Source organism: Cloacibacillus sp., assembly GCF_020860125.1.
GTDB lineage: Bacteria > Synergistota > Synergistia > Synergistales > Synergistaceae > Cloacibacillus.
This window is the reverse complement of record NZ_JAJBUX010000120.1, coordinates 1-13927: the sequence shown is the minus strand read 5'-3', so window position 1 is coordinate 13927 and position 13927 is coordinate 1. Positions and strand designations below refer to the sequence as shown.

Sequence of the window (13927 nt, the reverse complement as noted above, 5' to 3'; positions counted from 1 at the left end):
CTGGAAGGCGGCATAGGTGAAACCGTTAAGGATCGCCTGGGGAAGGCCGGAAAATCCGCTGGACTTAAAATCCGCGGAGAGCACCGTACCGATGCCGCCGTTTTTAACGATGCCTATCAGATAGATCGTGATGGCGGTCGCGAGGATGGCGATACCCATGTATGTCGTCGCCATGCGCACCAGCCGCGCGCCGAATATGGTGAGCGCCAGAACGATGGCTCCGACGATGACGATGCCCAGATAGTAATTGAGGGCGAAGTATTCGCGCAGCGCGGAGGCCGCTCCGGAGATCGCCGCGGCTACGGCCATCAGCACCATGATGTAAAAGAATATCTCAAACATGACGTACAGTCCGTCAAAGGGGTGGTAGAGGGTCTGGAAGAGCTCCTTGTAGGAGGAGAGCCCCCGTGAATTGTACATAAACATCGCTTCGCGCATGGTTATGGCCAATAGCAGCATGGCGAGAACGGCGGAAAAAGGTCCGAGCCAGCCAAGGCTGACATAGTAGGTATTAGCCTGGTTTCCGGTGGCGAAACCGCCGCCGGCGTGGGCGGAAAAGAGCACGGAGCCAACGGAAAAGGCGATGGCAAATGGTACTTTCGCAGATACGTCTTTGTTCATGTTAAAAATCCTTTCTTTCTTTTTTCTTGTGCCGCACGGCGGCCTCCGGCCGGGTCGGCAGACCCGGCGAAATCCGTCTTTCGGAACAAAAAAAACCCTTCCGTCTTTTCTGTTCCGAAACGGACAGAAGAGACGAAAGGGGAAGGCTTCCGCGGTACCACTCTTCATTCATTCTAAAAAGAATGCTCTTATACGGGATACTGACATATCCCTACCGCTGTATCGGGCGGACCCGTCCGCGCTTACTGAAAAACTTCTGCGCAGCCGCTCCGTGACGAGTTCGGCAATATACTCTTCGGCTGCCTCGCACCAACCGGCACCTCTCTGAATCGGTATGATTGCTTACTGCTTCACATCATTGCGTTATTCTTATTGACAAGCAATTATAATAATTCATTTTTGAAAGTCAATAGTTATCTTAATGTTTTTACGTATTTTTACGTTAATGTTATCTCTGAAAATTTCACGCCGCGGCTGACGGCGGATGGAAGCATTCTGTTAAGGGACCGGTCTGTTATCGAATTCGCCGCAGCTTTGGCTCACGGAATATATGAAAGAGGGCGCGGCTTCTGGCCTCGCCCTCTTATTGAACGTTAAATCTTTTCAGTTACCGTACGACGGTATATACCTACAGATATCTTGTACTGCTCCGGTAGATATTTTCGCGGCGTCCCTGCTTGCCGTCGTTCTCCGCGGCGGCGAGGCGTTTCTCCGTGAAGCGCGCGAAACGCACGAAGGGCAGGCCGAGGATCAGGTAGATTATCGCGACGATGATGCCCGGGCCGAAGTAGTCGTAGTAGGTCGCCGAGACCTGTCCGTAGACCTTCGTGAGGTCCACCATCGTGATGATCGAGACGAGCGACGAATCCTTGAGCAGTGAGATGAAGTCGTTCGTGATCGGCGGGATGACGACGCGGACGGCCTGCGGCAGGATGACCTCGCGCATCGCCTGCCATCTCGTCATACCGAGCGCGAGCGCCGACTCCCACTGTGTGCGGGGGATGGCGAAAAGTCCCGTGCGGTAGATCTCCGCCTCATAGGCGGCGTAGTTGAGGCCGAGGCCGATCGCTCCGGCCCAGAAGGGCGAGAATTTTATCCCCACCGACGGCAGGCCGTAGAAGATGAAGAAGAGTTGTATCAGCACCGGCGTGCCGCGCACGATCTCGACATACCATGTGGCGATCAGCGCGAGCCAGCCGGGCGCGAAGACGCGCGTCACCGCGAGGATGAGGCCGAGCGAGATGGCGATCACCATCGCGACGATGGAGACCTCCATTGTGACGAGGGCGCCCTTCGCGAAGAGCGGCATCACGTCCCAATATCTCTCCATGCGCTTCTGCATCGTCAAGTTGGGTCTGTGGGCCTCCGCCCACTCATTGTAGAAGACCGGTTCGTACTTCGGCGGGTCGAAGTCGTTGAACTCCGTCGCCATCACAGGCGTCCAGAGGTTCCATTTGTCGTATATCTCGCGCAGCTTGCCGTTGTCGCGCAGCGCCACGAGCGCGCGGTTGACCTCCGCCAGCAGCTCTTTATCCTTTTTGCGGACGGCGATGGCGTAGGTTATTTCGCCGATCGGCGGCCCGACGAATTTGATCTCGGGGTTGAAGCCCGCCGAATAGAGGGCGATGGGCTGGTCGAAGAGCGCCGCGTCGAGGCGTCCGTTCGCGAGATCCTCGTAGGTGTTGGCCTCGACGATGTAGGTGCGTATCTCAACGTCGCCCACCTCCTCGAGGACCATCTGCGCGTAGCTCTCCTTCAGCGTCCCCGCGACCTTACCCTTCAGGTCCTGGAGGTTCTTCACCGAATCATCCTTGCGGCGCACGGCGAGCTGCAGGTAGGTCTTGTAGTAGGGGATCGAGAAGTTGATCGCCTCTTCGTGCTCCGGCGTCACCTCAAGCCCGTTGATGGCGATGTCGTAAAGGTTGCGGTCAAGGCCGGGAATCAGGTTGTCCCAGGCGTTGTTGACATAGACCGGTTTGCGGCCCATCTCCGCGGCGATCGCGTCGACGATGTCCACCTCAAAGCCGATGAGCTTCTTGGGATCCTTCGGGTCGGGGAACATATAGGGAAAGCCGCCCTCGGAGTCTCCGCCCCAGCGCAGGATTTTTTCGCCGCCGTCCGCGGATACCGCCGCGGTCTCGCCGGCATAGAGCGCCGCCGGTGAAAGCAGCGTAAGGATAAGCGCGGTAAGCGCGATTAACTTTTTCATCAGCATGTCACCCCCGCGTTGACGAATAAGCGGCAAACCAAAATCTTTGATTTTGTGTGAGCGCCTAGTCTCTTCATGTACAGGCCCTGTTTGCGTATGAACGACGTCGGCTCTCATCAGCAAGTTACCCCCGCGTTGACGAAATGGCGCAGGAAAGCGCGCGTACGGTCGTTCTTCGGATTGGCGAAGAGGATGTCTCCGTCCTCATATTCGACGATCTCGCCCTTGTCCATGAAGATGATATAGTCCGAGGCGTCCTTGGCGAACTTCATCTCATGCGTGACGATTATCTGGGTCATTCCCTCGGCGTCAAGGTCCTTCATGACCTGAAGAACCTCTCCGACCAGCTCGGGGTCGAGCGCCGAGGTCGGTTCGTCGTAGAGCATTACGCGCGGGTTCATCGCCAGCGCCCTGGCGATCGCCGCCCGCTGACTCTGTCCGCCGGAGAGCGTCGAGGGATATTTCTGCGCGAAGCCCTTGAGGCCGACCTTTTCGAGCATCTTCATGCCGAGCTCGTGGGCCTCGTCCTTCTTCATCCCTTTGACGACCATCGGCGCGAGCATGATGTTCTGCAGCAGGTTCTTATTCGGAAATAGATTGTAGCTCTGAAAGACCATGCCGACCTCGGTGCGCAGTTCATGGACCTTCTGCAGCATCTCGTCGCTCGGCACCTCTCCCGGCTTGCGCGAGACGGTGACGCCGGTGACGGTGACCGAGCCGGAGTCCATCAGCTCAAGACAGTTGATGCAGCGCAGAAAGGTCGACTTGCCGCAGCCCGAAGGCCCGATTATTGAGGCCAGGTCTCCCTCGCGTATGGTAAAACTGATGTTTCTGAGAACGTCGCCGTCCTCGAAACTCTTACAGAGATTTTCGATTATTATCAATGGTTTGTTGATGGTGTTCATCTATATGCCCTCCTCTGGATTTTTATATGAAGACCAAAGGAGCGTGTCATATACGAAGATATTCGCCATATAACACAAAAGCTGACATACCGGCAGCCTTAGCGATAAAGCCGAAAGCGGTTCGGCGTGAAGTTAACGGGCGGAAGTTTTGGAGTTTCGCTCCATGTCTGACACACCAGACACCAGTGTTTTTTTTCAATTTACGTCTCACGTCCCTTCCGTGTAGCGACATAGAATGCATAAAGCAGAAATAGTTTAATTGTTTTCCCGATTAATTGCAAGGATATGTTGGGGCTGTCGCGGTAAATATTTGGCAAATATCAGGTAACATTTCAGCGGCGCAAAGAGATAGTTTTGCGAAGAGCGCCGATATCCTCCCGGAAAAAACTGAGTATAATAAAAGAAAATATAAAAACCTATCCGGGGAGGCGCGTTTATGAAAGAGATAGTCTTAAAGACGGAGCTGCACAGGTTTGAAAACTGCAGAGAATTCGCCGAGGAATTTTCCCTCGGCCGCGGGGACTTCATACTCACCATCCGTCCCATATATGAAAAATACTTCGCCCCGCTGGGGCTGCCGCTCAAGAGCCTCTTTGTGGAGGACTTCGGCGGCGGGGAACCTACCGACGAGATGACCGACAGGATAATCGAGTCCGTGATGGCGCTCGGATTTGAGCGCCTCATCGCCGTGGGCGGCGGCACGATCGTCGACATCGCGAAGATCGTCGCGGCCTCCGGCGGTAAAACTACCGACGAACTGTACGCCGCCCCTTCCGATATCAGGCGCGAAGCGGGCTTTATCATCGTGCCGACGACCTGCGGCACCGGCAGCGAGGTGACGAATATTTCGATCATCAACCGCACGCGCCTCGGCACCAAGATGGGGCTCGTATCAGACGCCCTCTTCGCCGACCAGGCGGTGCTCATCCCGGAGCTGCTGCGCGACCTGCCCTTTGAGGTATTCGCCGCGAGCTCGATAGACGCGCTCGTGCACGCCGTGGAGTCCGCGCTCTCGCCGAAGGCCACCGATTTCACAAGGCTGCTCTCTTACAGGGCCGCTGAGATAATCATAAAGAACTATCTGGAGATAGCGGAGAGGGGCAGGGAGGCGCGCCTGCCGCTGCTCGGCTCCTTCCTCACCGCCTCCAACTACGCGGGCATCGCCTTCGGCACCGCCGGCTGCGCCGCCGTCCACGCGCTCTCCTATCCGCTCGGAGGGAAATACCACGTCCCGCACGGAGAGAGCAACTACGCGGTATTTACCGGCGTGATGAAGGACTACATCGAGATAAAAGAGGACGGAGAGATATCGGTGATGATGGATTTCCTCTCCTCCCTGCTCGGCTGCCCCAAAGGCGGCGCCTGGGAGGCGCTTGAAACCCTTCTGGATAAGATACTCGCGAAAAAACCGCTGCGCGAATATGGCGTGAAAGAGGACGAACTGGACGAGTTTGCCGACTCCGTGATGCAGTGCCAGCAGCGGCTGATGGCGAACAACTTCGTGCCTCTCGACCGCGGGCGGGTGCTGAAGATATACAGGGAGCTCTATTAGCGGCCTATTTGTCTTCCCGCGCGGCGGCGTGGGTGCGGAAAGCCGTTGCTGAGTAAATTTATGAAGGCGCGCCGGTAATTCTGGCGCGCCTTTTAACGTTCATGTCCGTTTCCGCGTCAGGAGACCGCGGTCCATTCCCCAGGGGGCCCGCAGGACGCGCCGCCGCCTCTTAAGGAGCCGTCTTTGTACGGCCTGATGTTATCGGCTTAGGCAGAGTCTCGTCGTGCGCCAGCCTTTCCACCGGCGTCAGCTTTGACGTAGGAATGCCGCCGAATTCGCGGAACTTCCACACAGGGAATACCACCCTGGCGTTGGTGGATGAATCTCTGGTCATGAAGCGGTCGTAGCACGCGCCCTCCGTCGTGATCAGCTTGTCGAGATAGTTCCAGGAGACGAGACCGTCGACGCTCTTGGGCTCAAGCAGCAGGGCGGCTAGAGAGCCGTGCGGCTGGGCCGTCGAAACGACAAAGCTTCCGGCGGGGAGCGTGAGATCCTTTGAGGCCGTCCAGTCGCCGGAGACGACGTTCATATGGTGCCCCTCGTAGAGAGATTTCTTTGTGCCGAGAGTATCGATCTTGAACCATTCAAAGTCCGCCGCGGCGACGTCCTCCGTGATCCTGTCGACGGTGATGCCGTGGCGGAGAAGGAGCTGCACCGCGTCGTCCGCGCCGGGGCGGATGACATAGAGCGCGCCCATTTGCTCGGTGCCGGTCGGTACGAACTTGCCGTAATAGGGGATGTGGTGCACGGCCTCTTTCTCAAAGTAGACGGCGGTTTTGAACCCGTCCATGCCGTACTCGGTGCGGGTTGGCGTGACCCGCCCCTCGCCGTCCGCGGCGTACGAATCGACGCTGACATAACCGCCGTCGATCTCGTCCAGCGTAGTGAGATACGAATTGAGGCAGACCTTGTCGTTTGGCGATATTCCCGCCGTCGCTCTTGCGCTCTCCCGCTCGTCGGCCTTCTTTATGAGGGCCTTGATCTTATCCTTGTCCTGCGCCACCGTCTGAAGTATGCCATAGATACAGGCGTACTGCGTATCCACGCGTGTCTTGAAGTCATCGTAGGAATAGACCTCCAGCAGCATCGCGAGGCGGTTGCGGAGCCCCGCGTAGTTTGTCGTGTAGCGCGGATAATCCTCGAAGGTCCACCAGCCCTCCGAGACCTTGCCGCTGTAATTTTTCCCGAAATTGCCGTAGGGGATAGACTTGTGGTCGAGCTTCTTATACAGGTACGAGTCCGGGCCGATGGCCTTGCGCGAGAACTCGCCGCGGTTGTAGGCCATGATATTGGGATCGGTGTTTGGGTGCAGCCCCCAGTTGTAGGTGACGGCGTGGCGCATATAGGAGCCGTTTGTCGCGTGAGCGTCCACGAAGATCACTGGGTCCCATTTGTTCATCACCTCGACCACTGCGCGCGACTCATAGGCCTCGAGCTTCGTCATATCGCGGTTCATGTTGAAACCCTGCCCGTTGTACCGCGTTCCCACCAGCGCGGGGGTGAACTGGCTTCCCCGGCGCCAGGTCCCGAGGTTGTCGTTGCCGTCGGGGCTCATGTTCGGGGCAAGTAAAATCACAAGGTCTTTGAGCAGGTCGTCATGCCGGCCCAGCGCAACCTCCCGTGCGAAGATGAGCATCGACTCCTTGCCCTCGATTTCGCCGGAGTGGATGTTGCAGTTCACATAGGCGATTGCCTTCTCTGCCGGTACCTCTTCCGGCGACTTCGGCGCTGGCGTGCCGATTACCAGCAGGGGAACGAGATTGCCCTTCGTCGTCCAGGCGATAAACTCCATGCGTATCCTGCCGCCGCTGTTCTTCGCCACCTGCGTCAGATAATCGATAACCTCTTTGCTTGAGGTGGTCCTCGTCCAGTTGGAAAGTTCCGCCGGCGTCTTTAGCTTTTCCAGCGGATTTGCCGCGAAAGCCGCCGCGGCGCTCAGTATGACGGAACAGATGATAAAAAATATAACCGCCGATCTTTTCACGCTATGACCTCCTTTGCGTCATTAGGCAAATTTGTGTTAAACGGGATAAACTCCGCGTGATAGTCTTACATGCTTATGCCTCTATAACAGCCCCTCTCCCGCGAAATATCTTCTCTGTCATTCCTCTCTCTCCCGCTTGAAAAAGACGAGCCCCTCCGCCTGCAGCGCGCGGATGTCGTTTATCCGCCGCAGCATCAGAAGATTTTCTTCTGACAGCGCGTGACGGTCGTCCGCCATTTTTTTGATAAAAGAAAGCTGCGCCTCCCGGAAATCACGCCAGGCCTTTTGCGAGGCGAACTCCTCCAGCCTGTAACGCTCCTCCATCAGGTAAACGCAGCGTGAAGCCCGTTCGTTGAATAGATTCTCTTCATATGCGAGAGTGCCATTGAGCGCATCGGGCTCTCCGATTTTTAAGGGCGAGAAGTCGCCCCGCGACCAGCGTTCCAGGTCGCTTATCCTCTGTTCATAGACGGCGGCTGCGGCGTCGCGGTAAATATTCGTCACCCGCTCCCTCTCTTTTATGCCGTAAAATACCTTCACCTGAGTGTTGAGCTGTCTGTTCAGCGTTTCTTGCAGGGAAAAGAGAAACTCCCGCCATCTCGCATGGCTCATGGAGAGCGCCGCCTTTTCCTCTTCGCTGAGAGTTTGCGCGAATACGTTATAGCGGTCTCCGCATATTTTTTCCAGGGATGATATTTTTTGCTCATATTCTTTTTGCGAAAGCTCGGCATTGGCGGTCCTGGGCGACGGCGCGTCAAAATTTACCGCCGGCAGCGGAATCAGGTGGCTTGAAACCGCGAAGGCGGGCGCTGCCGCCAGGCTGAAAAATAGGCAGCAGGCGACAAATATGAAACAGATAAAACAGCGTCTCAGAAGAACCACACTCTTTCCGCCCAAGATATACGTTGTGCCTTACCATGTCACATTTCCCATCGCCGACAGCTGATGTTGGTTTTTTGCCTATAAATGACGCGGTTTTGAAAATACAGCTAAAGTCTAAGCATGAGTATATTTTAAAAGATAAAAATGTCAAATAGAAGGTTATGATTTACAGCATAACGATATAATCACAGTAATTATTGTTAATAATATATATATTATTAACAATAATGAGATGTTTATCGGTTGTTTTCCTGCCGGTAATGAGAACGCCGCGCGGGTTTTCCACACGGCGTTTTGCTGGAATAGCTGTAAGAGAAATTGCGCCAAGCGTCTTTGCTTTGTATTTACTCCGTCCGGCACAGGGAGGGGGCCTTACATCTGGTCCTGTAAAAATAAAAAGACAAGGCAAGCAGCACGACGATAGAACATACACTTACCGTGATGTCGTGATGTATCGCGGCGACCGCCGCCGCGCCGATGACGGCGCGCTCCGCCACTCGAAGATCACGGAAGATCCAGCCCTCAAGCGCTCCGGCGAGCATCATCACGCCGAGAAAGGCGGAGATTACGAGAATGGCCAGCTCCCAATATACCACCCTCTGCAACAGCAGCATGGGATTATAGACGAAGCAGTAGGGGAGCATGAAGCTCGCGATCGCGATGCGCGTCGCCGTAAATCCCGTCTTAGAGGGGCTTGCCCCGGCGATTCCCGCACCGGTGAAGGCGGCGAGACAAACGGGCGGCGTGATGTCCGCCATGATGCCGAAGTAGAATACGAAAAGATGCGCGGCAAGCGGCAAGACCGACATACCGATGAGCGCCGGAGCGATTATCGTGCTGCATACGATGTAGTTTGCCGTGGTCGGCAGCCCCATGCCAAGGATGATACAGGCGCACATCGCCATGACGAGCGTAAGGAGCAGATTGCCGCCCGCGATCTCGATGATGTTGTTTGATATGGTGAGGCCGAGCGAGGTCAGCGAAGAGGTGCCGACGATGAAGCCGACAAGGGCGCAGGCCATCGCGACGCCAAGCGCTCCGCGCGCTCCATCCTCCAAAGCCTTAAATATGGTGGCGAAGCTCATGCGCGTGTTCTTTTTCAGCGAACTCACGACGATGACAGAGATCACGCCGATGAATCCCGCCCGCAGGGGCGTGTATTTCATTAAGAGCGTCGCTATGATGACGATGACGGGGATCACCAGATGCCCGTCCGCCCTCATGACCTCCTTCAGTGCGGGCAGTTGTTCCTTTGGCAGCCCCTGAAGCCCTTTCTTCCTTGCCCTGATGTGCACGTTTGTAAAGATCGCCGCGTAGTAGAGGAAGGCGGGAATGACGGCGGCTCCGGCAATCGTGAGATATGGAATGCCAAGGAATTCGCTCATAATGAACGCTCCCGCCCCCATGATCGGCGGCATCAGCTGCCCTCCCGTCGAGGCGCAGGCCTCCACCGCCCCCGCGTAATAGGGCTGATAACCGACGCGCTTCATCAAAGGAATAGTAAAGGCTCCCGTGGTCGCGACATTTGCCACGGAAGAGCCGCTTATCGTCCCGAGGAGTCCGGAGGCGACGACGGCGACCTTCGCCGGACCGCCGGGACGGCCGCCTGCGACCGCAAGCGCGAGCTCATTGAAAAAACGAGCGCCGCCGCTGTGTGAGAGAAATGCCCCGAAGATGATAAAGACGATGACGAAGGTCGCCGATACGCCAAGCGCGAGGCCGAAGATCCCCTCGGGGGTGAGATACATGTGCTGTATTATCCGGCTCAGCGAATACCCCCTGATCTGAAATATTCCCGGAACATAATTTCCGAAATAACAGTAAGCGAGGAAGATTATCGAGAGGCACGGCAGCACGTTGCCGACTATGCGGCGTCCGCCCTCGACGATAAGGACTAGCGGCTATCCCCAGGTATATCTCCATATCGGTGGGGTTGGCGCCTCGCCGTGAAATTTCATTGAAAAAGACCACGATATAGCCGATGACGGCAAATCCGGCGGCGGCGAGCAGCCAGTCGTACCACGGCGTGCGGTCCTTAGCGCCCCTCCTTGTCGCGGGATAGAGTATAAATACCGCCGTTATCGCAAATGTCAGGTGCACCGCGCGCTGGATGGCGAGCGGCATAGTGACGAGCCCCGCGGTGGCGAGGTGAAACAGGGACATCGCCGCCAGCCACAGGCTGATCAATTTGCCCGGCAGTCCCTTCAGCGTCCGGTACCTGCTCTCGGCGTCGTACTTTTCGATGAGATTCGTTATCTCCTCATTGCTGTCCGTAAGCTCTTCCAGCAGATCGACCTTCTTATTTTCGTTATCTTTCATCAAACTTCTCCTTTGAAAGCTCCCTATCCATGTTGTACAGGCGCGGTATGCGTCCCCTGAATAAATTGAAGGCTTCACAGGCGCTTGTCCCGAGATATCCGCCAAGCTCCTCCGTCGAGATCTCCTCCTCGCCCTGCCTGCCGGCGAGGATGACCTCGTCGCCGACCTCCGCCTCCGGCACGTCGGTCACCTTCAGGAAAATCTGGTCGCAGCAGATGCTGCCTACGACGGGAACCCTGTGTCCGCGGACCAGCGCGTAACTCTTTCCCATGTACATCCGGCTGTAGCCGTCTGCATAGCCTATCGGCACCACCGCGATAAGGTCGTCGTCGCGGCAGACATAACGCAGGCCGTACCCGAAAGATTCACCGATCGCGGCCATCCGTATGGAGGTTATCTCTGAGCGCACCTTGAAAGAATACTTTAGTTCGACGGGTTTTTCAACGGTTTTCGGGCAGAAGCCGTAGAGTATTTTACCGACGCGTACCGCGTCAAGGTGCATCCGCGGATACAGCAAAGTGCCGGAGCTGTTGCAGATATGCCTCGTGCCGACGTTTATGCCTCTGGCCTCAAGCGTCTTCAATACCCTGGAAAAGCGTTCGAACTGCCGTTCCGTGAAGCCGCTGCGCCCCTCGTCGGCGACGGCGAAGTGGCTCATAATGCCCGCCGCCTCAATACCGGGGAGGGAATAGAACTTGCCGGCCTTTGCGAGAAAGTGCTCCGGGGCGAAACCGCTCCTGCCAAGTCCGGTCTCTATCTTGAAATGTACCTTTACGCGCCTGCCCTGTTCGACGCCGCAGGCGTTCAGCTGATCGAGGAATCCTTCATCGGCGCAGACGGTCTCGATGTCATGCTTCACATAAAGCGGGGCGCAGCTGCCTATCGCCGGGCCGATCACCAGAACGGAGCCGTTAAAACCTGAGGCGCGCAGCTCGAAGGCCTCGTCGGGCGTGGCCACGGCGAAATAACGGCATCCGGCGTTTGCCAGCGCCCCCACCGTCGGCAGCAGCCCCATCCCGTAGGCGTTGGCCTTCACAACGGCGATGATCTCAGCGCCGTAGACGTACCTCTTTATATTCTTGTAATTTTCCTTTATCGTTTCCAAATCCACCTCTACCCACGTAGGGCGAAAGACAGGGGCCATTACTTCATCTCCTTATGGAAGAATACCTTGCTGAATGTCTGATTGATTGTTATATAAACTACGCGCCGCGCGTGTAGGGCTGGGGATAGGAGCGGGGGATAATATACCGCTCCCATCCTCAGCGGAGTTGGGAGAGTTAGTTACTTGATCACGCCGATCTCTTTATAGTACCGCATAGCACCCGGGTGCAGCGGTATCATAATGTTCTTGGCGCCCTCTGGGGTCATGTTCTGCATATTGGAGGAGATAGTCACGAGGTCTTTTTTATTTTCAAAGGCTGTCTTTGTCATCTGGTAAACGATATCGTCAGGGATCTCTGCCGTGACAGTTATGATATTGGGCCCAGCGTATGTCTTGACGGGGGACGGCTGTCCCTTGTAAGTGTCTGCGGGGATCGTGAACTTGAACCAGTAGGGCGACTGCTTGATGACCTTCTCAATAATATCGTCGGGGATATCGATGAACTCGACAAGGCCGAGCGTCGACGGCTCCACAACGCCGCCCATTCCAAGCGCGCCGAGCATCACCGCCGCGTCGATATGCTTGTCGGCGAAGGCGCTTCCTGTATCACCGACGCCGAGATTCTCGCCTTTGATATCTTTATCGGGGTCCAGCCCCGCGGCCTTGATCAGCTCGCGCGCGCTGAGCTCCGTACCGCTGGCCACCGCGCCGATAGAGATACGCTTGCCTTTGAAATCCTTCAGAGATTTGATGCCGCTTCCCTTAGCCACCATTATCTGCACCGGCTCGGGATAAAGGGGGAGCATCCCGCGCAGGTATTTATGCTCCTGCCCCTTATATTTGAGCAGCCCGTTGTAGGCGTTGTAATAATTATTGTCCATCGTCGCCGCTTGGATCTCCTTCTTCTCCATTAACTGAATATTGTGGACGGTGCCTCCGGTGGACTGGGCGTCGGCCTTAAGATCCGGCACATACTTCGTCCATATCTTCGCAAGCCCGGCGCCTACGGGGTAATAGGTACCGCCGGTGCTTCCCGTGCCGATTGTGATAAAGGTGGTTGCCGCCATTGCCGATGATGAGATGATAAAGGTGAGGATAAGAACCGCTAAGATAACTTTTTTCATATAGATACGCCTCCTGTTAAAATAAAAATTCTCGGTGCCAGGTCAAGCTGTTGTGACTGAAATTTTCAGACACACTCTGTTACGAACGCCATTTTCTTTCACATATCCCCAAATATTCCGCCAGCTTTTCACACTCCGCCTCAGTTGGAACGACATACCCCCTCTCAATACGCGAATACCTGCTGCACGAGATCCCGATAATCTCGCACATCCGCCGTTGAGTCAGGTTGTTTTTCAGACGCAGGTACCGCAGCTCATTTTTGTTCACGGATATCTACCGCCTTTTTGAGAATTCTATTTATCACATAACGAGATTAAATATAGTCTCGAATTCGAGAACTGTCAATTAAATAATTCACATTTCGTGATATTCAAACTATGTAGAAACTATAAAGGGAGGAAAAGATAATGATTGGAAAAGAGGTTGTCGCAAGAAGAAAAAGAGCTGGATTGAATCAAAGAGAGCTCGCCGAATTGATAAACGTAAAGCCGAACACGATGAGCCAGTACGAAAACGGCGTAAGAAAAATTCCCCTTGATGTTCTAGCCAATGTGGCAAGGGTACTGAGATGTTCCGTTATAGATCTAGCCTATGAGGAACTGGGGATCGCCGTTGGTCCGGAAACAGAATGGCAGATTATCGATGGCAGACCCGCCGAACCGAAAGAGGGGGAGCTGATGTTCGCCGATCCGCTGGATAACGAAATAGTGGCTCTTTTAAAAGACCTAGACAAAATAGCGAAGGAAAAAGTGATCACATACATGAGAGACCAGAAGGTGATCACGGGGTATTATCGTGCGGTGAGGGAGAGGGGATAGCTCTATTTTTGCTAATATAGTAATGCAGAAATTTCCGCGTCGACCTCCAATAGTGATAAAATACATGGAGATCAACGGACTTTGTGAAAAAGGCAAATAAGCAGTAACAATCGTACCAATAGCGATTTGTGTTTTTTTTATGTTTGTTTATACTGATGTATACTGAACCTTGAAAACTGCTATTATACCTATACTTTTATGGGATTCAAATATTCCTTTTAGGTCTGGAAAGCTTCATATCGTTGTAACGATTACGGCCCTCAGACATGATTCAAATATTCCTTTTAGGTCTGGAAAGCTGGACGGATAAAGCCTGGGATGAATACCTGGACTGGATTCAAATAATAAGTTTAGGTCTTCAAACCTAAAAACATCAGCATTAAAATTAATTCCATAATTTAAATTAA

10 protein-coding genes, 1 pseudogene and 1 other annotated feature are annotated in these 13927 nt (G+C 54.9%); of the genes and pseudogenes, 2 read left to right on the top strand and 9 right to left on the bottom strand.

Annotation, left to right across the window (positions count from 1 at the left end):
- The 3 genes and pseudogenes from LIO98_RS14895 to LIO98_RS14885 form a co-directional block, all read right to left on the bottom strand.
- A pseudogene (locus LIO98_RS14895) lies at positions 1-621 on the bottom strand (hypothetical protein); the annotation flags it as partial.
- A gap of 125 nt (positions 622-746) precedes the next feature.
- Positions 747-989 (bottom strand) — a binding site (T-box leader).
- Positions 990-1249: 260 nt separating this feature from the next.
- On the bottom strand, positions 1250-2830 hold the full coding sequence (locus tag LIO98_RS14890; protein WP_291958918.1) for an ABC transporter substrate-binding protein/permease: 1581 nt from the start codon (positions 2828-2830) through the stop codon (positions 1250-1252).
- Between the two features lie 116 nt (positions 2831-2946).
- Complete coding sequence (locus tag LIO98_RS14885) at positions 2947-3735, bottom strand: amino acid ABC transporter ATP-binding protein (RefSeq protein WP_291958916.1); 789 nt, start codon at positions 3733-3735, stop codon at positions 2947-2949.
- Between the two features lie 436 nt (positions 3736-4171).
- Between LIO98_RS14885 and LIO98_RS14880 the strand changes: the two genes are divergently transcribed.
- The gene (locus LIO98_RS14880; protein WP_291958914.1) at positions 4172-5287 is read left to right on the top strand and encodes a 4-hydroxybutyrate dehydrogenase; all 1116 of its coding nucleotides are present in this window, start codon (positions 4172-4174) and stop codon (positions 5285-5287) included.
- A 169-nt stretch (positions 5288-5456) separates the two neighbouring features.
- Here the strand turns inward: LIO98_RS14880 and LIO98_RS14875 are convergent, their stop codons facing one another.
- The 6 genes from LIO98_RS14875 to LIO98_RS14850 form a co-directional block, all read right to left on the bottom strand.
- Positions 5457-7271 carry a M14 family zinc carboxypeptidase gene (locus LIO98_RS14875; protein ID WP_291958912.1) on the bottom strand — a complete coding sequence of 605 codons (1815 nt, stop codon included), beginning with the start codon at positions 7269-7271 and terminating at the stop codon, positions 5457-5459.
- Positions 7272-7388: 117 nt separating this feature from the next.
- Complete coding sequence (locus LIO98_RS14870) at positions 7389-8153, bottom strand: hypothetical protein (protein ID WP_291958911.1); 765 nt, start codon at positions 8151-8153, stop codon at positions 7389-7391.
- Between the two features lie 344 nt (positions 8154-8497).
- Positions 8498-10009: a TRAP transporter permease gene (locus LIO98_RS14865; protein ID WP_291958909.1), complete on the bottom strand. Its 1512-nt coding sequence runs from the start codon at positions 10007-10009 to the stop codon at positions 8498-8500.
- A 452-nt stretch (positions 10010-10461) separates the two neighbouring features.
- Positions 10462-11616, bottom strand: coding sequence for an alanine racemase (gene alr / locus LIO98_RS14860; RefSeq protein WP_291958908.1), 1155 nt, complete (start codon positions 11614-11616; stop codon positions 10462-10464).
- Between the two features lie 140 nt (positions 11617-11756).
- Entirely contained in the window at positions 11757-12701 is a 945-nt protein-coding gene (locus LIO98_RS14855; RefSeq protein ID WP_291958907.1) for a TAXI family TRAP transporter solute-binding subunit, read from the bottom strand.
- Positions 12702-12780: 79 nt separating this feature from the next.
- Positions 12781-12969: a helix-turn-helix transcriptional regulator gene (locus LIO98_RS14850; protein ID WP_291958906.1), complete on the bottom strand. Its 189-nt coding sequence runs from the start codon at positions 12967-12969 to the stop codon at positions 12781-12783.
- Between the two features lie 140 nt (positions 12970-13109).
- Here LIO98_RS14850 and LIO98_RS14845 point away from each other — a divergent pair, with 140 nt between their 5' ends.
- Positions 13110-13520, top strand: coding sequence for a helix-turn-helix domain-containing protein (locus tag LIO98_RS14845; RefSeq protein ID WP_291958905.1), 411 nt, complete (start codon positions 13110-13112; stop codon positions 13518-13520).
- Positions 13521-13927 lie beyond the last annotated feature (407 nt).